A 20,798-nucleotide genomic window follows, 5' to 3' on the forward strand; every position below is an offset into this window, starting at 1 on the left:
GCCCCTTTCTGGAACCTCGCCGATGAGCCTTGCGCGCAATACCCTGGTCCAGGCGACCCTGACCCTGGGCAGCCGCATCCTGGGATTTGCCCGCGACATGGCCCTGGCGGCACGGTTCGGTCAGGGCCCGCTGATGGACGTGTTCGCCACGGCCCTGATGCTGCCCAACCTGTTCCGACGACTGTTCGCCGAAGGCGCCTTCGCCCAGGCCTTTGTGCCCGTCTATGGCGGGGTGCGCGAGCGAGAGGGCGAAGAGGCGGCCACCGCGACGGCGTCCGAGGCCCTGGCCTTCATGGCGGCCGTGGTCGTGGGGTTCTGCATCGCCTTGCAGATCGCCATGCCCTGGATCATGCCCTGGCTGCTGTCGGCCTATCGCGACGATGACGGCATCATGCGCGTGGCCGTGATCGCCACCCAGCTGGCCATGCCCTATCTGGCCTTCATGACCATCGCCTCCCTGCTGTCGGGGGTGCTCAACACGGGCGGGAAATTCGCCCTGACCGCCGGGGTGCCGGTGCTGCTGAACATCTGCACCCTGGTGCCCCTGCTGGCCCCCCTGGTCTGGCCGGAGATCGACCCGACCCTGACGCTGCTGGCGGTCACAGTGGCGGTGACCGTCTCGGGCGCAGCGCAGGCGGGCCTGCTTTGGTGGGGCGTCCGAAAGCTGGGCATCCGGCTACGGCTGCATCTGCCGCGCCTGACCCCGGCGGTGAAGCGGGCCCTGGCCCTGGCTGTGCCGGGAGCCCTGGCCGGCGGAGCGATGCAGATCAACTCCGTCGTCAGCCAGGTCCTGACCGGATCGGATGAGGGGGCCCGCTCGGTCCTCTACAATGCCGACCGACTGTATCAGCTGCCGCTGGGCCTGGTTGGGGTCGCGATCGGCCTGGCCCTGGTGCCGCGCCTGACGCGCGCCTTCGTCTCCGGCGATCACGAGGGCGGCCGCCGGACCCTGGATGACGGCCTGACCCTGGCCATGGCCTTCACCCTGCCCGCGGCCATGGCCCTGCTGGTCATTCCCTTCTTCATCATCGACGCCACGGTGACGCGCGGAGCCTTCACCAGCGAGGACGCGGCCCGCACCGCCGATGCCCTGCGCCAGTTCGCCTGGGGCGTGCCGGCCTTCGTTCTGGCCAAGGTTCTGACCCCACCCTTCTTCGCCCGCGAGGACACCCGCCGCCCCATGATCTATGCGATGAGCTCGGTCGCACTGAACGTCACCGTCGGGGCCGGGCTGTTCTTCATCCTGTCGGCGCGAGGCCAGGACGGGGTGCTGGGCCTGGCGGCGGCGACCAGTCTGGCGGCCTGGGCCAATGTCATCCTGCTGGCTGGAACCCTGATGCGCGAGCGGGCCTGGCGACCGTCACCCGCCTTCGTGTCGCGCATGGCCCGAGTGATTGCCGCAAGCCTGGGCATGGGGGCGGTGCTGTTCGTTGCGGGCCTGAACTATGAGCGGCTCAGCGCCCTGCTGCTGGCCAAGGAGGCTGCGGTAGTCGCCGTCTGCGGCGTTGGGGCCCTTGTCTATGCCGTGCTGGTCGTGCTTTTCCGCGCGGCGAGCCCCGCCGAACTGAAGGCGGCCCTGCGCCGCGAACCGGGGGCTGCGGCTCCGACTGGACTGGACTGATGACTGAAGACGTTTCCTCCGCCTATGCCGGCCCGCGCCGCATCCTTTCGGGCATCCAGGCCTCGGGGGCCCTGCACCTGGGCAACTATCTGGGCGCGCTGAAGCGGTTCACCGCCCTGCAGGACCAGGGCGCGCCCTGCTTCCTGTTCGTCGCCGACCTGCATGCCATAACCGTCTGGCAGGACCCGGCCCTGCTGGCTGCCCAGACGCGAGAGATCGCCGCCGCCTATCTGGCCAGTGGCCTGGACCCGGCCCGTTCGGTGATCTTTCCCCAGTCGGCGGTGCGGGCCCATTCCGAACTGGCCTGGATCCTGAACTGCACGGCCCGCCTGGGCTGGCTGGACCGGATGACCCAGTTCAAGGAAAAGTCGGGCAAGCACAAGGAACGCTCCAGCGTCGGCCTCTACACCTATCCGGTGCTGCAGGCGGCCGACATCCTGCTCTACAAGGCGACCGAGGTGCCGACGGGCGAGGACCAGAAACAGCACCTCGAACTGACCCGCGACATCGCCGGCAAGTTCAACACCGACTTCGGTGTGCCCGGCTTCTTCCCCCTGCCCGAGCCCCTGACCCAGGGGCCGGCCCCGCGCGTGATGAGCCTGCGGGACGGCTCGGCCAAGATGAGCAAGTCCGACCCGTCGGACCAGTCGCGCATCAATCTGACGGACGATGCCGACACCATCGTCTCCAAGATCAAGAAGGCGCGAACCGATCCCGAGCCCCTGCCCGAGACGCTGGACGGCCTGGCCGAGCGGGCCGAGGCGCGCAACCTGGTGACCCTCTATGCCGCCCTGGCCGACATCAGCCGCGAGGCCGTGCTGGAACAGTTCGGCGGACAGGGTTTCGGAGCGTTCAAGCCGGCTCTGGCCGAGCTGGCCGTCCAGTCGCTGGCCCCGGTCACTGCCGAAATGCGCCGCCTGATGGCCGCCCCCGACGAGATCGACCGCGTGCTGAAGGACGGGGCCGAGCGGGCGGCCGCCGTCGCCGATCCGGTGGTGGATGACGTCAAACGGATCGTGGGATTCTGGAGGGGATGATGCTGGAACTGATGCTGGCGCTGGCCGCCGAACCCGCCACTCAGGAGGCCCCGGCTCAGGCCTCGCCCCTGGTGGTGGTGAACACCGCCTTCATGGTGTCGGGCCTCAGTGCCCCCTTCACCGGCCATATTCGCGTCGTCGTCCAGAATACGGGGACCGAGCCGGACCAGTTGCTGGCCGTCACGACACCCCTGGGTCAGACGCTGGAGTTCCGCACCGACGGAAACATGTTCAGCAAAGCCGAGCCGGTCGCCCTGCCGATCACCCTGCCACCGCCTGTTGATGGCGAGCCGTCCTATCTGCCGCTGGTGGTCAATGTGCTCGGGCTTGAGAACGGCAGCTACTGGGCCACGGGGACCGAGGTCACCTTGCGCTTCGCTCGTGCGGGCGAGATGACCATGACGCTGCCGCAGACGTCTCCCGCGCCGCCACCTCCGCGCTGAGGCTTCAGGCCGTGAGGGCCGGGGCCGTGTCTTCCAGCAGGCGGCGGAACCGGTCCAGGGCCTGACGGGTCAGCTCGGGGTCGTGCCGCATCGGCGGGGCGTTCATCGGCTCGTCAAAGGAATGGGTGCCCTCGGCGATCCAGGATTCGACCTCGGCGCCGCAGGATCGCAGCATGGCATTGACCCGCTCGGCGTTCGAGACGGTGGTCAGGTGATCGCGCCGGGCCGTGACGGCCAGGATGCGCGGGCAATGCCGCCACGGGCGCATCCGGTTCGGCGCGGCAATCCCGACATAGGGATAGCAGAGATAGGCCGCCTTGATCCCCGACAGATCGCAGCGCTCCGCATCCAACACCCCCATGGCCCCGCGCGGGGCGGGGTCGGCGCTCATCGCCTCCATGATCGACCAGCCGCCATGGCTCCATCCGGCCACGGCGAGGCGCGAGGCATCGACATCGGCCCGGCGTGAGACACCCTCGATGGTGGCCAGGACATCGCCCGCCCGTTCCCAGCCTCGCAGCGCAATCCCCGAACAGACAGCCCCCAGGGCGAACATCCGGCTCCAGCCGCGCGGCGCGTAGGAATCGACGATCACAGCCCGCCAGCCCGCCGCCACTGCCGCCTGGGCATACAGGGGCAGGTGATCCCGCAGCCCTCCGCAACCGTGGAACAGCAGCACCGCCGGGCGCGGCCGATCATCATCGGGCCCGAAAACCTGGGCGAAGGGTTCCAGCCGGGCCCAGCGAGCGCTCAAGGTGTCCATACGGCTCGGCTTTCCTGATGGCGTCAGCGCGTTGCGCCGGGCTTCCACAATACGTCACCGCTGCCGCCCGCATTGGCCCGGCGCGAGGCGACGAACAGATGATCCGACAGACGGTTCAAATAACGCAAGGCGTCGGGATTGATCGCTGCTCCGCCCTCGATCAGCCGCACCGCCTCCCGCTCGGCCCGGCGACAGACGGTCCGCGCCAGATGCAGATGGGCCGCCAGGGCCGAACCGCCGGGCAGGATGAAGCTGTCCAATGCCTTGAGGCTTTCGTTCATCCAGTCGATCTCGGCCTCCAGTCGGTCGACCTGCGAGGCCACGATCCTCAGCGCCTCCCAGGTCGGGGCCGGGTCATGCGGCGTGGCCAGGTCTGCCCCCAGGTCGAACAGCTCGTTCTGGATACGGCCCAGCATGGCGTCGATGCGGTCATTCTGGCCTGAATGCAGCCGGGCGATGCCGATGACGGCATTCAGCTCGTCCACCGCGCCGTAAGCCTCGACCCGGGCATCGCTCTTGGACACCTCTGCGCCAGAGGCCAGGCGCGTCGCCCCGTCATCGCCGGTGCGGGTATAGATCTTGTTCAGGGTGACCATGGGCTCAGCCCCCCTGGGTGGATTTCCACCACATACCGGCGACCAGCAGCACGATCGCCACGGCCTGCAGGCCGACGCGCAGTCGCATCAGCTTGTTGGAATTGGTCCGGGCATAGTCGCCGCCGCGATACAGCGAATAGATGCCAAACCCCAATGTCACGGCGACCGCCAGAATGGCGAGGATGACCAGTATGTCGAAAACGTTTCCCATGGCCGCAAACTAGGCCCCGCCGGACCCGGACGCCAGAGCGACGAATTGGCTCGCCAGCTAAGCCGTTGGTCATCAGTTGGTGGCACGGTGCTGGTCTCGAGGGGATCGATGACCGACCGCACTATCCGTAACCTGGCCCATCTGCGGCGCTCGGCCTCCACCGCGCGCGTGCTGAACCTGCTGAAGGTGTCGCAGGACCATGGGTCCGATCCGGACTGGGCGGCCCGGCCCATGTTCCGAACGCCAGCCCTGAATCGGTCGCTGATCATCAAGCACCGCCTTCGTCGCAACGAGATCGACCTGTTGCGAAGCCGTCGTCAGGTCGCAACCAAGGTGGTGGTTCCGATCGACATGGCCGAGCTGAAGAGCGGCGGCCGCTATGTCTTCGTCGACCAGCACGGCTTCGAGCGGGTGATGCGCGAGGCCTTCGGCCTGCATCCCGACGATCCGGACATGGCCACCCTGCGTCTGATGGACGGGGTGCCCTCGCTGGATCCCTTCCTGCTGCGTGAGCAGTTGCGGCGGGGCGGGGTCGACCCGGCCCCCTGTTACTTCGCCATCAGCGACGCAGACCTGCAACGCATGTCCGCCTTTGTCCAACGCGAGATTCAGCCCCTGGTCGCCCTCAGCGCCCAGACTTTTGGCGATGTGGCCATCGAGCAGTCCGTGCGCCGGATGGCGTCCAAGATCCTGTCCAATGCGCCGGGCGACCGCATGGAGGCCCTGGGCGTGACCCTGCGGCTGGAGCCGGACGAGTATCAGGAGGGCGTCTTCTGCTGGAAGGGCTTCCTCTACTACAAATGGCTGCTGACCACCCTGCTGTTCGAGGCGGCGGTCGTGGCCGATGCGGTCTGGAACGTCCGTCCCTCTGGCCCCGTCGACAAGGCGGCCCGCGAATATCTGGACCGCGGGCGCAGCGTGTTGCGGCACCGGATCGGGCGGGCCTGCGACGCGGTGGGAGAGACCCTGCGGATCTATGACGATGCCTATACCGCCCTGACGATCGACGGGCAGCCGATGCTGTTCCGGGATTTCCTGCTGCGCGCACCGGACATGTTCACGACCCTGGGCGAACAGCTGGGAGCCATCCAGCACATCGTCAGCTTCTGGCGTTTCCGCTTCAGCCCCGGCGCAGCCCAGGTCTCGACCGAAGAGCTGATCGACATCTTCATGGATTTCGAGACGGGTCTGAGAGGCCGAGACGAGGCGATGATCGACTACGCCAGCGTCGCGGCCTGACGGGCGCGATCGAGGTTCACCGCAAGGCTCCGTCCCCCTTCTCCCCAGAAGGGAGAAGGGGGAGGTCTGGTCATTCCTCGGGCGTGGTCTCGGCCGGGGCTTCGGCCACCTCGGTCCCGGCGGGCGTGACGATGATGCCGGCTGGCGCGGCGGCCAGTTGGCTCAGGTCGCCCCCGGCGCGCAGCACGTCGAACGCCCGCTCCAGCTGATAGTCCTTGTCCTCGGGCCAGTCCTCGCCGGGCGCTTCGACCGGGGTGTGCGGACCGCGCCGCTCGGCCCCGATCGAGGCATCCAGCGCCGTGGCATAGGCGGCTTCGGAATAGGTGAAGTTGGACCGGGAGACGATCCGCGCCTCCTCGACCGAGCGCGAGACCTCCAGGTCCGGCTCGATGCCGATCTTCTGGATAGAGCTGCCAGAGGGGGTGTAGTAGCGCGCCGTGGTGATCGACAGGGCTCCGTCCGCGCCATTGCGCAGCGGAATGACCGTCTGGACCGATCCCTTGCCGAAGCTGGTCAGGCCGACGACCGTGGCCCGCTCGTGATCCTTCAGCGCGCCCGCCACGATCTCGGACGCCGAGGCCGAGCCATAGTTGATCAGCACCACCAGAGGCAGGCCGTCGATCAGGTCGCCGGGCCGGGCCGAATAGCGCTCGATCTGCTCGGGGCGACGTCCACGCTGGCTGACGATTTCGCCGCGTTCCAGGAAGGCGTCGGACACCGCGACCGAGGCGGTCAGCAGCCCGCCACCGTTGTTGCGCAGGTCCAGCACATAGCCCTTCAGCGCCGGGTTCTCGGTCTTCAGCCGGGTGATGGTCTCGGTCAGTTCCCGGCCGGTGTTCTCGTTGAAGGTGGCGATGCGGATGTAGCCAAAGTCGCCTTCGACCCGGCCGGTGACCGACTCCACCTTGATGATCTCGCGGGTCAGGGTGACCTCCAGCGGATCGGAGCCGTCGCGCAGGAAGGTGACCGAAACGCTGGTGCCGGTGGCCCCGCGCAGCTTGTCAGACACCTCCGACACCGTCAGGCCGGCCGCGTTCTGGCCGTCGATGACCGAGATCACGTCGCCGGGCATGACGCCCGCGCGCGCGGCCGGACCGCCATCCATGGGCGAGATGACCTTCACCAGACCACCCTCGGAACTGATGGTCAGGCCCACGCCCGAATACTGGCCTTCGGTCCGCTCGCGCAGATCGCCGAAGCCGTCCGGCGGCAGATAGTTCGAGTGCGGATCCAGGGCCGTCATCATGCCCTGCAGCGCCGCCTCGATCAGCTTCTTGTTGTCGACCGGCACCACATAGGCCTGTTCGACCATGGCCAGAACGTCGCCGAACAGCTCCAGCATCCGGAAGGTTTCGTTGCGGGGGGTCTGGCTGGCCACGGCCGCGGCGCTGCCTCCCAGAACCAGGGCGGCGCATCCGACGAGAAGCAGTTTACGCATTCGGTCTCTTTCAGTGGGGCCTGGAGTGTGGGAGGCGGCCCCGGAAGGTTCAAGATGTCGTCTCAAGTTGACGGGGCGCTCGCGACCAAATCGTGGCGCGACCACCGTTACCGGATAAAATCAGCGTCATCGGCCCCTGCATAGCGATTTCGCCGATCAGCGGAGCCAGGGGGAGGGATCGACGGGGCGCTCGTCGCGGCGCAGCTCGATATAGATGTCGCCCGAGGCACCAGCGGTGCCCAGCGTCTGGCCATCACCGACCCGATCGCCAGTCGCCACCGAGACGCTGGCCAGACCCGCCAGAACCACCTGCCAGCCCGGGCCAAGATCCAGGATGACCACCCTGCCCCAGCCCTCCAATGCTCCGGCATGGACCACGCGTGCCGCTGCCGGTGCACGGACCGGACCGCCGGTCGCCGCCCAGCGCCATCCCCGGCTGGATCCGCCGAACCGCTGGATCGGAGCCCCGGCCACGGGGCGCGTCAGACGACTGCGGCCGCCAGGCAGGCGGGTCGCGGTTCGTGCCGTTTCGCGATCCGGGACCGGCACGGTACCGCCCAGAGCCAACAGGCGCCGCTCCAGCACGGCTGCGGCGCGCTCGGCCTCGGTCGCCTCGGCGTCCAGCACGGTTCGCAGGTCCGACTTGCGGGCGATCTGGCCTTCAAGTTCGGCGCGCTGGTCGCCCTGATCGCTTTCGGTGGTGAACAGGCGCTCGCTGCCAAGGACGGCCAGGCGGCGGACACGGCCCAGCTCGGCCTGCCGTCCGGTCAGCCCCTCGCCCTGGGCCTGAAGCGCCGGGGCCATCGCGGTCATCAAAATGGCGGCACGCACCGTGTCCACCGCCCTGTCCGCAGGCACCAGAAGCGGCGGAGGCGGCCGCCGGGTCATCATCTGCAAGGCCCCCAGCAGGCGCGAGTGACGCGCCCGGGCCCGCGACAGCTGCGCCACCAGCACTGCCTCGCGGGCGCTGAGTTCACGCAGACGGTCGCGTTGCAGCGACAGCTGGCGATCCTCGCCCGACATCTCGCGGCGCAGGCCACTGAGGCGGCGTTCCAGATCAGCAACCTCTGCCTCTGCCTCTGCCGCGTCGGCCCGCAATCGCCGTGCCCTTGCCGCCTCGTCGCGATACTCGGCCTGAAGGCGCGCGATTTCGTCAGGCGCGTTGCCGACGGCCCCCAAGGCGGGTGCGGCGATCAGCAGGCCGATGGCGGCGAGGGTGGACAGATGTCGCAACAGGGGCTCCTTGCAGGCCAAGGCATAGCGCCACGATCGTAACGGCGCATTAAGCCTGTCCGCCGATCCTGCCGGGCATGGACAGGCGCGCGCTCCTTGGACTTTCCGGCTCAACCGCCAGCGGCCCCGGCGAGGCGGCCCAGGCCAGCTATATCCGCTTTCCCACTGTCACCTCCACGGTCGTCCGTCGCGACGGACGGCGCGGCGTCATGTCGGTCGAGACCGGGATCGACGTTGCGGACGCTGCCCTGCGGACCCGCGCCAACCAGTCCGCGCCCCGGCTGAGAGCCGCCTATAGCGAGGTTGTGCAACGCGCCGCCGGAGCCTTGCCGCCCGGTGCACCGCCCAATATCGATCGTCTGTCGCAGCAGTTGCAGGCCGCGACCGACGCGGTGCTGGGCCGGGCCGGCGCACGGGTTCTGCTCGGCACGGTCATGGTGGTCTGACGCCGGTCGGTGCCAGCGTCAGGCGCTGGCGTCAGTCCTTTGTCGGATCAGCCTGGTCTGCGTCGCCATAGGTCAAGGCCAGAAAGACGTCTTCCAGGTCCGGGTCCTCGGTCGTGATATCGGCGATGGTCACGCCCGCCGCGCGCACGGCGGCCAGCACCTGTTCCACCGATGACTGCCCCTTGCGATAGGTGACGGCAAAGGCCCCGTTCGGGCGGGCCAGCGCCTCGAACCCGTTCAGGTCAGGCAGGCCGTCCAGCGGGTGCTCGGGCGTCACCACCACATTGCGGGTGTCCAGGCGGCGCAGCAGTTGCGGCGTCGGCTCGCAGGCGACCACCCGGCCCCGGTTCATGATGGCGATGCTGTCGCAAAGCTCCTGCGCCTCCTCCAGATAGTGGGTGGTCAGCAGGATGGTCACGCCCAGGGCATTGATCCGCCGGACATAGGCCCAAAGCTGGCGGCGCAGTTCCACGTCCACCCCGGCGGTCGGCTCGTCCAGGATCAGGATCGGCGGATTGTGGACCAGGGCCTTGGCCACCATCAGCCGCCGCTTCATCCCGCCCGACAGGGCCCGCACATAGGCATCGGCCTTGTCCGACAGACCGACGGCCGCCAGCAGTTCGTCCGAGCGGCGCGCGTTGGCCGGCACGCCATAGAATCCCGCCTGAACCTCCAGCGCCTCACGCGGGGTGAAGAAGACGTCGGCGGTGATCTCCTGAGGTACCACCCCAAGGGCGGCGCGTGCGTCGCGCGGCCGCTTGTCGATGTCGCGGCCCCAGATCAGAACCTCGCCTTCCGACTTGTTGACCACGCCCGCCAGGATGTTGATCAGCGTCGACTTGCCGGCCCCATTGGGACCCAGCAGGCCGAAGATCGAACCGCGCGGAATGGTCAGATCAACCCCGTCCAGAGCCGTCTTCGGGGCCGCCTTCTTGGAAGCCGCATAGGTCTTGCGCAGGCCCCGGATGGCGATGGCGTCATCGGGCAGGGCATCGGTCTGGGTCATGGAGAGGTCCGGCGAGCAGGGTGGCGTCTAGTTAGGGCGGCGGCATCGCTTCGCCAAGCCGGGCGGCAAAAGGGACACTCGCATGTGTCAAAGACGCTTGACTAATCCCGGCCATATGTCTAGCGTGCTTGTCATAGTGACAATCACACTTGACGGAGACCGGGCATGAGCCGGATCAAGATCATCGGTTGGACCGCCATGGCGGTCTGCGTCATCGGCTATGCGGGCATGGCGGCCTTCATCGTCCTGGGTAAGATGGAGCATCTGCCCCTGACCCAGGCCATGATCCTGGCCGGGGTTTCCGCCGTGGTGGGCGAGATCGGCCTGTGGGTCGGTGCCGGCTGCCTGGGCCTGTCGCTGTTCAAGAAGCGCAAAGCCCTGTTTGACCGCCTGTTCCGGCGCAATGCGACCCCGGCACCCGAGGCCTGAACCGACCGGGTGCTTCCCAAGCGGATGGCGAGGCATTAGGAACGCGGCGACAGGCTCACCTGCAGGATCCGCCATGCCGCCCCGCCATCCCGATACTCTGGTTCCGCCGCCCGAAGACGTCGTCGTGTCATCCAAGCGCGTGGCCTGTGATGGCGGCAGCCGCACCCTGGGCGCGACTCTCGGACATCCGCTGGTCTATCTGGACATGGGCGAGGATGATTTCGTCGAGTGCGGCTATTGCGATCGCCGCTTCGTGCTGTCGGCCGACCCCCACGCCGAGAACGAATACCTCGACCCTGCCGCCCGTCCGCCAGAGGCGCACTGAACCCGTCCCTGGCATCGCAACCTTCGGCCGAGCGTGGCCGTTGGGGGTGGATGAAGGCACCCTCTCTCAAAGTTCTGGTCCTGACGGCCGCTGCGACCCTGACCCTGTCCGCCTGCGCGGCCCTGCAGCAAGGTCCGGTCGGCAACAGCGCCGTGCCGGCCCCGGCCCGCACCGTCGATCTCGGACGCTATGCCGGCACCTGGTACGAAATCGGGCGCTATGAGGCGGGTTTCCAGCGCGGATGCGAGGGCGTCACGGCCACCTATACCCAGCGCGAAGATGGCCTGATCGGTGTGGTCAACACCTGTCGCCAGGACGGGCTCGACGGCGAACTGCGATCCGTCGAGGGCCGGGCCAAGGTCGTAGAAGGCAGCGGAAACGCCAAGCTGAAGGTGTCCTTCTTCGGCCCCTTCTATTTCGGCAACTACTGGATCCTCGACCATGCCGAGGACTATTCCTGGTCGATCGTGGGCGAAGGATCGGGCCGATACCTCTGGCTGCTCAGCCGCACCCCTCAGCCCAGCGACGCGGTCCGTCAGACGATCCTGAACCGCGCCCAGGCGCTGGGCTATGACCTGACCCTGCTGCGGCCGACGCAACAGCCCCGCTAGGCTTCAATAGCCCTGGGTGCGGGCCAGCCGTTCGGTGTGAAATCCGGCGTCGCCCAAAAGCTCGTTCAGGACACGCACCCGCTTCATGAACAGCCCGACGTCGTATTCGTCGGTCATGCCGACGCCGCCGTGCATCTGCACCGCCTCCTGAACCGCCAGTTCGGCGACGCGTCCGGCCTTGGCCTTGGCGATCGAGACGGCCAGGGGCGCGGTCTCATGGCCCGCATCCAGCCGCTGCAGCGCGCCCAGCACCGCCGCCCGCGCCAGTTCGATCTCCGTGAACAGATGGGCCGCCCGGTGTTGCAGGGCCTGAAACTCGCCGATCAGCTTGCCGAACTGTTTGCGGGTGCGCAGGTATTCCAGCGTGGTCTGAAACGCCTGATCGCCAGCCCCCGTCAGGGAGGCTGCGGCACAGGCCCGGCCCAGGTTCAGCGCGGCCTCCAACGGGCCTTCGCCCCCGTCCACGGCACCGATCACCGCATCGGCATCGACCTGAACGTCGGTCAGGGTGACACGCGCGGCATTGTGGGCATCCACCATGATGGTCCGCTCGATCTCTATGCCCGGCGTCTTCGGATCGACCAGGAACAGGGTCAGGCCGTTCTCTGTCAGCGCCACCACAATCAGGGCATCGGCAATGTGGCCGTCCAGCACGAAACCCTTGGCCCCGTTCAGAACAAAGCCATTGCCCGATCGCTGTGCCGTCGTCGTGATCTTGGACGGGGCGTGTTTGGCCCCCTCATCGACCGCCAAGGCAACGATCGCCTCGCCCGCCGCGATGCGCGGCAGCCAGGCGGCCTGCTGCTCCGGCGATCCGGCCTCGATCAGCACCCGCGCCGACAGCACGCCCGAGCCCATGAAGGGACTGGGCGTCAGGGTCCGGCCGAGGGCCTCGGCCATCACGCCCGCCTCGACCGCCCCCAGGCCCGATCCGCCGTGGGCCTCGGGAATGATCACGCCGGCAAACCCCATCTCGCCAAAGGCCCGCCACAGATCGCGCGAGACCCCGTCCGCGTCGCGGCTGTCGCGCAGGTGGCGAAGATGGGCAATCGGGGCGTTCTCGCTCAGGAAGCCGTCGGCGGCCTCCTTCAGCATGGTCTGTTCTTCGGTCAGGATCAGGGGCATCTGGGTTCTTCCACGCCGTCATCCTCGGACTTGATCCGAGGATCGGATGTTGAGTGGGCCGTGCGTCATCTTGGTCGCACGAGCGGCGGACCGTCCGGCCCTCGAATCAAGTCCGAGGGTGACGATGATGAGTTGGCGGCCCTACGCCCCCGGCAGTTGCAGTATGTGTTTGGCGATGATGTTCAGCTGGACCTCGCTGGTCCCGCCCTCGATCGAATTGGCTTTGGTCCGCAGCCAGTCCCGCGCGGCGGTGCCGTTGCGGGAGCGATCGCTTTCCCATTCCAAGGCATCCGAACCGCCAGCCGCCATCGACAGCTCGTGGCGGCGCTTGTTCAGCTCCGAGCCATAGTATTTCAGCATGGAGGCGATGGCCGGGCTGACCTGCCGAGCCTTCACCTGATCCCCGACCCGCTCCATCGACAGCTGGAAGGCGGCCAGATCGACCTCCAGCTCCGCAATCTTGGCGCGCAGGATCGGGTCGTCCAGGCGTCCGTCGTCATCGGTGCCGACGCTGTCGGCGGCGACCTGACCCATGGGCCGTCCCCCGCCGATCATGCCCATGCCGCCGATCATGGTCCGCTCATGCGCCAACAGGGCCTTGGCCACGTCCCAGCCCCGGTTCAGCGTCCCGACCAGGTTTGCCTTCTCCACCCGCACATCGTCGAAGAAGGTCTCGCAGAAGGGGGATTTGCCGCTGATCAGGGTGATGGGCCGCGTGGTCACGCCCGGCGTGGCCATATCAAACAGCACGAATGAGATACCCAGATGCTTGGGCGCCTCCGGATCGGTCCGCACCAGGCAGAAAATCCAGTCCGCCTTGTCGGCATAGCTGGTCCAGACCTTCTGGCCGTTGACGATCCAGTGGTCGCCCCGATCCTCGGCGCGGGTCTGGATCCCGGCCAGGTCCGATCCGGCCCCGGGCTCGGAATAGCCCTGACACCAGCGAATCTCGCCGCGCACGATCTCGGGCAGGAAGCGCTTCTTCTGTTCTTCGGTGCCGAACTGCAGCAGGGCCGGGCCCAGCATCCAGATGCCGAAGGACGACAGCGGCATCTGGGCGTCGATGCGCCGCATTTCCGAGGCCAGCACCTTGGCCTCCTCGCGGCTCAGGCCCCCACCACCGTATTCGGTCGGCCATTCCGGGGCGGTCCAGCCGCGCGCGCCCATCACCTCCATCCACTGCTTGTGGGCCGGGGTCTTGAAGGTGGGATTGCGACCGCCCCAGACGCGGTCCTCCTCATTGTCCAACGGCCCGCGGCACTCGGCCGGGCAGTTTGCCTCCAGCCAGGCCCGCGTCTCGGCGCGGAAGGTGTCCAGATCGGTCATGTCGCGTGTCTCCGCGTTTCCTCTGACGCGAAGATTAGCAGGGTTTTTCGGTGACGTAGCGTCAGCCCTTCGTCGGCAGGAAGGGCGAAAAAGTGATGACGGTGAAGGTGTCGCGGATGTGCGGGCGCGTCTGCACCGACCGGGTCACGAAGGTGCCGATGTCCATGTCCTTGGGCAGCTGGAATTTGGCCAGCAGGTCATATTGTCCCGAGGTGGAATAGACCTCGGACACATGCTCGACATTGTCGACCATATCCGCGGCCACGTCGTTGGCGTGCCCCAGCTCGCATTTGATGAAGACAAAGATGGCGGTCATCATGGCGGCGGTCCTTCCGAGGTTCGGAGGGTGTGTAGCGGATGGATTCGTGACAGGCGAGATCGACCTCCAGGCCCCCGACGCGGAAAGCCAGTACAACAACCGCGCCCGCGTGCCGGACCATCCGGTCGTCATGGACCGGTGGAAGGCTCTGGCTCTGGCCGCCCGCGCTGCCCATCCGCCCGAGACCCTGGCCTATGGTCCCGGCCCGCGCGAGGTGATGGACATTTTCGATGCCGGACCTGGCACCCCCATCGCGGTCTTCCTGCACGGCGGCTACTGGCAGGCCCTGGACAAGGATTGGTTCACCGGCATCGCCCCCGCCTTCATCCGGCACGGCGTCAGCCTGGCGGTTCCCTCATACGACTTGGCCCCCACAGTCCGCCTCGGCACCATACTGAAACAGGTCCGCGTCGCCATGGACGTGATGCGCGACCGAAATGGCGGCCAGCGGCCGGTCGTCTTCGGCCATTCCGCCGGCGGTCATATGGCGGCCTGCATGCTGTCAGAGGCCCGGGCCGGGGCCGCTGTCGCCATCAGCGGCCTCTTTGACCTGCGCCCCTTGATCGGGACCTCGCTGAACACCGCACTCGACCTCGACGAGAACGAGGCCGCGGCCCTGTCGCCGGTCTTCTGGCCCATCCCCAACGGCTCGACGCCGGGCGGCACGGTGCTGGACTGCATCGTCGGCGGCGAGGAAAGCGCCGAGTTCCTGCGCCAGTCCCGCATGATGGCCGACCACTGGGCCAACAACGGCGTCGAAACCCGCTATCAGGCCCTGCCCGGCCTGAACCATTTCACCGTCCTGGACCCGCTGTTCGATGCCGACAGTGCCCTGGTGCGGCGGATCGTCGATCTGGCGAAACAATAAGTTCCGTCCGGCACCGCGAAAGCCGGGCCCCGGTCCTTTCGTTTCGCGCGGTCGCCGGGATAAACAGAGCCCCGATACCGGTGACCGCCGCCACCGGAGCGGAGATTGAAATGCGCCACGACCGCCTCGCCGTTCTCACTGCCCTTCAGGCCCAGGGCGTGGCCCCCGTCTTTTATCATGCCGATCCAGAGGTCTGCCTGAACGTCATCCGGGCCTGTTCGCGCGGCGGTGCCAAGGCGATCGAGTTCACCAACCGGGGCGACTTCGCCGTCGACCTGTTCGGCGACATTGCGCGCGAGCTGCAGCGCACCGACCCCGACATCATCCTGGGCATCGGCTCGGTCGTCGATGCGGGCACGGCCAGCCTGTATCTGAACCGGGGGGCGCGCTTCATCGTCAGCCCGTGCCTGGTCCCCGACGTGGCCCGCGTCTGCAACCGCCGCATGACCGCCTATTTCCCCGGCTGCGGCTCCGTCACAGAGATCGGTCAGGCCCAGGAGCTGGGCTGCGAGATCGTCAAACTGTTCCCGGGGGCCAGCGTCGGCGGGCCGGACTTCGTAAAGGCGGTGCTGGGCCCCATGCCCTGGACCAAGATCATGCCCACCGGCGGCGTCGATCCGGACGAGGCCTCCATCGCCAAATGGTTCGGTGCCGGCATCGTGGCCGCGGGCATGGGGTCGAAGCTGATCACCGACGCCGCCGTCAAATCCGGCGACTGGTCCGGTATCGAGGCCCAGGTGCGGGCGACGGTTCAGGCCATCCAGGCCTTCCGCGCCGCCTGACTTACAGGACCTTCAGCCCCACCCCGGCTTCGCCGCCCGGCAGGCTGACGGACAGTTCCAGAGCCTCGCCCTCGGTGTTCAGTCCGGCGGCCGCCTGTTCCACGCGCGTGCGCACCTCGACGAAAGGCAGGGTGCTGCGGACGTCGATGAGCAGACCCTTGGCCCCGGTGTCCCGCGCGGTGGTGCGGGCGATCCACACAGCCTCGACCCCCGGTCCGGCCAGACGCGGTTTCAGCCGGTCGATCAGCACCTTGGGCTCACGCTCTGGGACGCTCAGGTCCAATCCGGCCGGCGTGCGCGTGCCCGGCCGCGCATCGCCAATCCCCTTCAGGATGGCAGCGATATCGCGGGGCCCCAGGATCAGCCCACCCGGTGCGCCGGGGTTCAGCGCCAGCGTCCCCTCGGCCATGATCTGCAGGGCATGCAGGCCGCGCATGGCCATGGGCTGCTCGTCGCCGAACACCACCTTGACCCGCTCCAGCGAGGTGAACAGCGCCGTCGCCTCGCGGCCATCCGACAGCCGGATGCCCTTCAGGCTGAACGGCCGCTCGATGCCCAGGGTCTGGCCCTCGGGAGGCACGCCGTCGCTGGGCACGACATAGAGTTCGGCCCCCATCAGTGCCAGTTCGAACGCCGACTGTTTCGTCGGATCGGCCAGCGCCTGAGCCAGGGCCTGTTCCAGGGGGTTGGGGCTGGCGGTCGTCATGGCACTATCCTCGTTCGTCTGCTGGGTGCCGGTTCTTGCCCGCTTTTGACGTTTCTACCAGCCCGTTGTTCCTGGGCGGACCGGTCGACTGACCGCCTTCGGCGTCTGCGAAGCCGCCTGTCGCAACCTCGACCGCTGAAACGCTTGGGGGAATGCGCGAAGCACGGATCGCGACAGGGCGCGAAGATATGCCCCAGGCAGCACTCTGCCGACCCGTCCACAACGGCAAAACGCCCGGACTGCCAGGAGGGGGGAGGGTCGGCAGACCGGGCGTCTCGCTTGGAGGAAGCATCGGCCCGCCGAAATCCTTGCTGGACATATCCAGGAGGGGCTGGGGGGGCTGTTCAGGATCCGGGACGCGTCCGAACTCCGACAGGCCGATGGTGTTTTTCTCGCCGTCCAAGGCGGCGGGCGATGGACCGAAACGGGGCCATTTCGTGTCGGAGTGTTTTTGTTGCGCTATCGCGCTTCGCGCTACTTGAGCGCGTCGTCGGAACTGCTCGCCGAATCAAGGGCTGGCGTCCGGCGCGGGGCGGCATATCTTCCAGGGCATGAGCCTGGATGCCCCCGCCGACAGTCCGCAAGGTCCCGTCTTCTTTGACCGGCGCGAGCTGGACCCGATTCTGCGGGTCTATGGGCGGATGGTGGCGGCGGGCGAGTGGCGCGACTATGCCATGCTGCCGGGCAAGGACGCCGCCGAGTTCGCCGTCTTCCGCCGCAGCGGCGACGCCCCTGCCTATCGTATCGAGAAACGCCCGGCCCTGCAGACCCGACAGGGGCAGTGGTCGGTCATCGGCGAGGGTGGCCAGATCCTGAAGCGCGGCCGCGACCTGGCCCAGGTGCTGCGCGTGTTCGACGCCCGCCGGTTCAATGTCGTGGACTGACCGCGCGCTCTAAGAACTGAAACTTAGCTGATCGACGAAGTTTCTGCTTGCGCATTTGGGCGTCGCTGAAATACTTAGCGACATGACTAAGCATTACCCCGATCTGTCGCTCCTGTTCCATGCCCTGGCGGACCCCACCCGACGCGCCACGCTCGGGCGGCTGGCGGAAACGCCAATGCCGATCACAGCACTGGCAGAGCCGACGGGCCTCAGCCTGCCCACGGTCATGCGCCACATATCGGTGCTGGAAGAAGCGGGGCTGATCACCTCTTCGAAAGACGGACGCATCCGCACCTGCACGCTGGTTCCCGGTGCCTTGGCCCCTGCCCGGCACTGGATGGACGACCATCGCACGCTCTGGGAGGCCCGCCTCGACCGGCTGGACGCCTTTGTCATGAACACCCTGAAGGAAGAAGACCGATGACCCATGCGACACCGTCAATGACGGGCGACAGGCCGGCCGCGCGGTTCGCCACCCTGACCTTCCAGCGCGACATCCAGGCCCCGCCGTCCGTGGTCTGGCAGGCCTGGTCCGACCCGGTCGCGAGAGCGGTCTGGGCCGCGCCGACACCGGAGGTCACCGTGGAATTCCTCGAAGCGGACACCCGCGTCGGGGGGCGTGAAATCTCGCTCTGCAAGGTCGAGGGGCAGCCGACGATCCGCTGCGAGAATGGCTGGCTGGTGCTGCAATCCCCGGAGCTCAGCGTGAGTTCCGAAGTCATCTCCTGCGAAGATCGCATCCAGTCCGCAGCCTTGGTCACCGCCGAAATCCGGCCCAGCGACGCGGGCAGCCGCCTCGAGGTGACGGTGCAACTCTCGTCCTTGTCGGAAGACATGGAGGGCGGTTATCGCCAGGGCTTTGGAGCGGGTCTGGACAATCTGGTCGGCACGGCCGAGCGGACCATGATCCTGCAACGCCGGATCGAGGCCCCCGTGGCGGCCGTGTGGGGAGCCTGGGTCAATCCCGAGACTCTGCCGCAGTGGTGGGGCCCCGACGGGTTCACCTGTCGCACCGACAGGATCGACCTGCGCTCAGGCGGCGAATGGGTATTCGACATGATCGGCCCTGACGGCACGGTCTTTCCGAACCACCACCTGTATCGCGAGATCACGCCCCGGCAGCGGCTCAGCTATGCCCTGCTCTGGGGCGAGAACGGACCCAAGCACGCCGACGCCTGGGCCCGGTTCGAAGAGGTCGATGGGGCGACCCTGGTCACCCTGGGGATGGTGTTCAACACTGGGGCGGAGTTCCAGGACGCCAAAGGCTTCGGCGCGATCGAGCTGGGCCACCAGACCCTGGCCAAGCTGGAGGCGTTCATCGCGAGACCATGACCCGCAAGGAAAAGGCCCCGATGTTTCCACCGGGGCCTTCTTGTCGTCGGTCGTGGGGCCGGTCTTTATTCCCGGTTGCCCATGAAGGCGAGCAGGAATTGGAACAGGTTCACGAAGTTGATGAACAGGCCCAGGGCACCAAATCCAGTGGCCACGGCCAGACCGGTCTGGTCGCCGCCCAGGGCATAGTAGGTCATCTTCAGGCGCTGGGTGTCATAGGCGATCAGACCCGAGAAGATCAGCACGCCCGCGCCCATGATGATCAGGTACAGCGTACCCGAACCCAGGAACATGTTGACCACCGAGGCGATGATCAGGCCGATCACGGCCATGATCAGGAAGGTGCCGATCGGGCTGAGGTCGCGCTTGGTCGTATAGCCGAACAGGCTGAGACCGCCGAAGGCCGCCGCCGTCACGAAGAAGGTCGAGGCGATCGAAGCATCGGTATAGCGCAGGAACAGCAGACCCATGCCCGCACCGATGGTGGCGACGACCGCCCAGTACAGCAGGTTCACGCCGCGGGCGGACGGGTTCTTCATGAAGAACATCGAGCCGAACAGCAGGACCAGGGGTGAGAACTGCACCACCATGCCCAGCACGGTCAGCCCGACCCGGCCATCGACGGTGCGGGTGAAGAACAGCTCGGTCACCGCCGGGACATTGCCGGTCACATAGGCCAGCACGCCGGCGACGGCGAGGCCGAGGGCCAGCTTGTTGTAGACGCCCAGCATGAAGGCGCGCAGGCCCGCGTCCACGGCCATGTCGGCGCGCGTCGGCATCGGCCGGGCATATCCATTGTTGAAGTCGCTCATCGCGATTTCTTTCTCCCAAAAAGCCGGGGTTGCCCCGGTCTGGCGTCAAATATCGGGGCGACAAGCCCGTTACGCAAGGAAAACCGGACTTCCGGCGATCGGTTGCCGGCGCTACCTTCGGTCGCATGATCCGCTTATTCACCGCCATCGATATGCCGGACGACGTGGCAGAAACCCTGGCGCGCCGGCAGTCCGGCCTGCCCGGCGCACGCTGGCGGGGACGCGAGCACCTGCATCTGACCCTGGCCTTCTACGGCGAGATCGACGAACGGCGGGCGGACGATCTGGTGGCCGAGCTGGAGCGGGCGGCGACGGGCGGACCGTTCGCGATCGAGCTGCAAGGGGTCGGCGAATTCGGCGACTCGCACCGCAGCCGCTCTCTTTGGGCCGGGGTTGCAGCAAACGAGCGGCTGGGTGTGCTGGCGGGTCGCTGCCGGTCGGCAGGGGAACGGGCGGGGGTGGTGATGGAGCGGCGCACCTATCGGCCCCATGTCACCCTGGCCTATCTCAAGCCCCAGGCAGACCCGGATCGGATCGGGGCCTGGATGGCCGGGCACAATCTGCTGCATTCGCCGCCGATCCGTGTCGATCGGTTCGGCCTGTATTCCAGCGTCGTGACCGACGACGGCGGCGTCTATACCCTGGAACGGGAGTATCTGCTGTGACCGACGGCCCTGTGCTGCATACCGCGCGACTGATGCTGCGCCCCACGGCGATGGAGGATTTTCCGCGCTGGGCCGAGCTGATGGCCGACACCGAGGCGTCGCGCTTCATCGGCGGGCCCCAGAATGCCGAAGCGGCCTGGCGCGGCTTCATGACCATGGCCGGGGCCTGGAGCATGACCGGCGTGGCGATGTTCTCGGTGATCGAGCGCGACAGCGGCCGGTGGATGGGCCGTATCGGGCCGTGGCAGCCGCTGGGCTGGCCAGGCACCGAGGTCGGGTGGGGCCTGCACCCCGACGCCCAGGGCCAGGGCTATGGCCTGGAAGCGGCTAAGGCGACGCTGGACTATGCCTTCGATGTCCTGGGGTGGACCGAGGTGATCCACTGCATTGATCCCGAGAACACGCCGTCACAGCGACTGGCCGAGCGGCTGGGGTCGACCAACCAGGGGCCCACCCGCCTGCCCGCCCCTTTCGACACGGTGAGAGTGGACCGCTGGGGCCAGACCCGGGCGCAATGGCAGGGCCGGGCGCGGTGAAGGCAACCGCCGGGCCCTCCGGCGCGTATCTGATCGCACGACCGA

General features: G+C 67.6%; 26 protein-coding genes. 15 read left to right on the forward strand and 11 right to left on the reverse strand.

Going from position 1 to position 20,798, the window contains the following annotated elements; genetic code table 11:
* Positions 1-22 precede the first annotated feature (22 nt).
* The 3 genes from murJ to JIP62_RS08470 are packed head-to-tail and all read left to right on the forward strand — an operon-like array spanning position 23 to position 3,101.
* Positions 23-1,621: a murein biosynthesis integral membrane protein MurJ gene (murJ, locus tag JIP62_RS08460; protein WP_201101766.1), complete on the forward strand. Its 1,599-nt coding sequence runs from the start codon at positions 23-25 to the stop codon at positions 1,619-1,621.
* On the forward strand, positions 1,621-2,658 hold the full coding sequence (trpS, locus tag JIP62_RS08465) for a tryptophan--tRNA ligase (protein ID WP_201101767.1): 1,038 nt from the start codon (positions 1,621-1,623) through the stop codon (positions 2,656-2,658). Before murJ ends, trpS begins: the two co-directional genes overlap by 1 nt.
* Positions 2,655-3,101, forward strand: coding sequence for a hypothetical protein (locus JIP62_RS08470; RefSeq protein ID WP_201101768.1), 447 nt, complete (start codon positions 2,655-2,657; stop codon positions 3,099-3,101). The genes trpS and JIP62_RS08470 overlap by 4 nt, the downstream gene beginning before the upstream one ends.
* A 4-nt stretch (positions 3,102-3,105) precedes the next feature.
* On the opposite strand, the gene JIP62_RS08475 is transcribed toward JIP62_RS08470, so the two are convergent.
* The 3 genes from JIP62_RS08475 to JIP62_RS08485 are packed head-to-tail and all read right to left on the reverse strand — an operon-like array spanning position 3,106 to position 4,671.
* Positions 3,106-3,864, reverse strand: a complete 759-nt coding sequence (locus tag JIP62_RS08475; RefSeq protein WP_201101769.1) for a dienelactone hydrolase family protein — start codon at positions 3,862-3,864, stop codon at positions 3,106-3,108.
* Positions 3,865-3,887: 23 nt separating this feature from the next.
* Complete coding sequence (locus tag JIP62_RS08480) at positions 3,888-4,460, reverse strand: cob(I)yrinic acid a,c-diamide adenosyltransferase (RefSeq protein ID WP_201101770.1); 573 nt, start codon at positions 4,458-4,460, stop codon at positions 3,888-3,890.
* A gap of 4 nt (positions 4,461-4,464) precedes the next feature.
* Complete coding sequence (locus JIP62_RS08485) at positions 4,465-4,671, reverse strand: twin transmembrane helix small protein (protein WP_201101771.1); 207 nt, start codon at positions 4,669-4,671, stop codon at positions 4,465-4,467.
* Positions 4,672-4,779: 108 nt separating this feature from the next.
* On the opposite strand from JIP62_RS08485, the gene JIP62_RS08490 reads away from it, so the two are divergent.
* Positions 4,780-5,910, forward strand: coding sequence for a hypothetical protein (locus JIP62_RS08490; RefSeq protein ID WP_201101772.1), 1,131 nt, complete (start codon positions 4,780-4,782; stop codon positions 5,908-5,910).
* A 70-nt stretch (positions 5,911-5,980) separates the two neighbouring features.
* Here the strand turns inward: JIP62_RS08490 and JIP62_RS08495 are convergent, their stop codons facing one another.
* Together JIP62_RS08495 and JIP62_RS08500 are read right to left on the reverse strand one after the other, a co-directional pair.
* Complete coding sequence (locus JIP62_RS08495; protein WP_201101773.1) at positions 5,981-7,348, reverse strand: S41 family peptidase; 1,368 nt, start codon at positions 7,346-7,348, stop codon at positions 5,981-5,983.
* A gap of 156 nt (positions 7,349-7,504) precedes the next feature.
* Positions 7,505-8,581: a murein hydrolase activator EnvC family protein gene (locus JIP62_RS08500; RefSeq protein ID WP_230974697.1), complete on the reverse strand. Its 1,077-nt coding sequence runs from the start codon at positions 8,579-8,581 to the stop codon at positions 7,505-7,507.
* Positions 8,582-8,658: 77 nt separating this feature from the next.
* Here JIP62_RS08500 and JIP62_RS08505 point away from each other — a divergent pair, with 77 nt between their 5' ends.
* A complete protein-coding gene (locus JIP62_RS08505; RefSeq protein ID WP_201101774.1) occupies positions 8,659-9,027 on the forward strand; it encodes a Tat pathway signal protein in 369 nt (122 codons plus the stop codon).
* Between the two features lie 31 nt (positions 9,028-9,058).
* Here JIP62_RS08505 and JIP62_RS08510 read toward each other — a convergent pair whose 3' ends face one another.
* Positions 9,059-10,033, reverse strand: a complete 975-nt coding sequence (locus JIP62_RS08510; protein WP_201101775.1) for an ABC transporter ATP-binding protein — start codon at positions 10,031-10,033, stop codon at positions 9,059-9,061.
* A 165-nt stretch (positions 10,034-10,198) separates the two neighbouring features.
* Here JIP62_RS08510 and JIP62_RS08515 point away from each other — a divergent pair, with 165 nt between their 5' ends.
* From JIP62_RS08515 to JIP62_RS08525, 3 genes are all read left to right on the forward strand, one after another.
* On the forward strand, positions 10,199-10,462 hold the full coding sequence (locus JIP62_RS08515; RefSeq protein WP_201101776.1) for a hypothetical protein: 264 nt from the start codon (positions 10,199-10,201) through the stop codon (positions 10,460-10,462).
* Between the two features lie 73 nt (positions 10,463-10,535).
* Positions 10,536-10,787, forward strand: a complete 252-nt coding sequence (locus JIP62_RS08520) for a zinc-finger domain-containing protein (RefSeq protein ID WP_201101777.1) — start codon at positions 10,536-10,538, stop codon at positions 10,785-10,787.
* Positions 10,788-10,837: 50 nt separating this feature from the next.
* On the forward strand, positions 10,838-11,398 hold the full coding sequence (locus JIP62_RS08525) for a lipocalin family protein (RefSeq protein ID WP_201101778.1): 561 nt from the start codon (positions 10,838-10,840) through the stop codon (positions 11,396-11,398).
* 3 nt (positions 11,399-11,401) lie between these two features.
* On the opposite strand, the gene JIP62_RS08530 is transcribed toward JIP62_RS08525, so the two are convergent.
* The 3 genes from JIP62_RS08530 to JIP62_RS08540 form a co-directional block, all read right to left on the reverse strand.
* On the reverse strand, positions 11,402-12,523 hold the full coding sequence (locus JIP62_RS08530; protein WP_201101779.1) for an acyl-CoA dehydrogenase family protein: 1,122 nt from the start codon (positions 12,521-12,523) through the stop codon (positions 11,402-11,404).
* A 141-nt stretch (positions 12,524-12,664) separates the two neighbouring features.
* Complete coding sequence (locus tag JIP62_RS08535; RefSeq protein ID WP_201101780.1) at positions 12,665-13,849, reverse strand: acyl-CoA dehydrogenase family protein; 1,185 nt, start codon at positions 13,847-13,849, stop codon at positions 12,665-12,667.
* 61 nt (positions 13,850-13,910) lie between these two features.
* A complete protein-coding gene (locus JIP62_RS08540) occupies positions 13,911-14,168 on the reverse strand; it encodes an Lrp/AsnC ligand binding domain-containing protein (protein ID WP_201101781.1) in 258 nt (85 codons plus the stop codon).
* Between the two features lie 46 nt (positions 14,169-14,214).
* On the opposite strand from JIP62_RS08540, the gene JIP62_RS08545 reads away from it, so the two are divergent.
* The gene (locus tag JIP62_RS08545) at positions 14,215-15,036 is read left to right on the forward strand and encodes an alpha/beta hydrolase (RefSeq protein WP_230974698.1); all 822 of its coding nucleotides are present in this window, start codon (positions 14,215-14,217) and stop codon (positions 15,034-15,036) included.
* Positions 15,037-15,146: 110 nt separating this feature from the next.
* Positions 15,147-15,818, forward strand: coding sequence for a bifunctional 4-hydroxy-2-oxoglutarate aldolase/2-dehydro-3-deoxy-phosphogluconate aldolase (locus tag JIP62_RS08550; RefSeq protein ID WP_201101782.1), 672 nt, complete (start codon positions 15,147-15,149; stop codon positions 15,816-15,818).
* 1 nt (position 15,819) lies between these two features.
* On the opposite strand, the gene JIP62_RS08555 is transcribed toward JIP62_RS08550, so the two are convergent.
* Entirely contained in the window at positions 15,820-16,524 is a 705-nt protein-coding gene (locus JIP62_RS08555) for an SseB family protein (RefSeq protein WP_201101783.1), read from the reverse strand.
* A 551-nt stretch (positions 16,525-17,075) separates the two neighbouring features.
* Between JIP62_RS08555 and JIP62_RS08560 the strand changes: the two genes are divergently transcribed.
* The 3 genes from JIP62_RS08560 to JIP62_RS08570 all read left to right on the forward strand — a co-directional run bounded on the left by JIP62_RS08560 (position 17,076) and on the right by JIP62_RS08570 (position 18,740).
* Positions 17,076-17,408, forward strand: a complete 333-nt coding sequence (locus JIP62_RS08560; protein WP_201101784.1) for a DUF2794 domain-containing protein — start codon at positions 17,076-17,078, stop codon at positions 17,406-17,408.
* Between the two features lie 82 nt (positions 17,409-17,490).
* Positions 17,491-17,832, forward strand: a complete 342-nt coding sequence (locus tag JIP62_RS08565; protein WP_201101785.1) for an ArsR/SmtB family transcription factor — start codon at positions 17,491-17,493, stop codon at positions 17,830-17,832.
* The gene (locus JIP62_RS08570) at positions 17,829-18,740 is read left to right on the forward strand and encodes an SRPBCC domain-containing protein (protein ID WP_201101786.1); all 912 of its coding nucleotides are present in this window, start codon (positions 17,829-17,831) and stop codon (positions 18,738-18,740) included. Before JIP62_RS08565 ends, JIP62_RS08570 begins: the two co-directional genes overlap by 4 nt.
* A gap of 65 nt (positions 18,741-18,805) precedes the next feature.
* Here JIP62_RS08570 and JIP62_RS08575 read toward each other — a convergent pair whose 3' ends face one another.
* Positions 18,806-19,552: a Bax inhibitor-1/YccA family protein gene (locus JIP62_RS08575; RefSeq protein ID WP_201101787.1), complete on the reverse strand. Its 747-nt coding sequence runs from the start codon at positions 19,550-19,552 to the stop codon at positions 18,806-18,808.
* Positions 19,553-19,677: 125 nt separating this feature from the next.
* Here JIP62_RS08575 and thpR point away from each other — a divergent pair, with 125 nt between their 5' ends.
* Positions 19,678-20,217, forward strand: coding sequence for an RNA 2',3'-cyclic phosphodiesterase (gene thpR, locus JIP62_RS08580; RefSeq protein WP_201101788.1), 540 nt, complete (start codon positions 19,678-19,680; stop codon positions 20,215-20,217).
* A 32-nt stretch (positions 20,218-20,249) separates the two neighbouring features.
* Positions 20,250-20,753 (forward strand): GNAT family N-acetyltransferase, encoded by a 504-nt coding sequence (locus JIP62_RS08585; protein WP_201104658.1) that lies wholly within the window; start codon positions 20,250-20,252, stop codon positions 20,751-20,753.
* Positions 20,754-20,798 lie beyond the last annotated feature (45 nt).

The organism is Brevundimonas vitisensis (assembly GCF_016656965.1).
Lineage (GTDB): Bacteria > Pseudomonadota > Alphaproteobacteria > Caulobacterales > Caulobacteraceae > Brevundimonas > Brevundimonas vitisensis.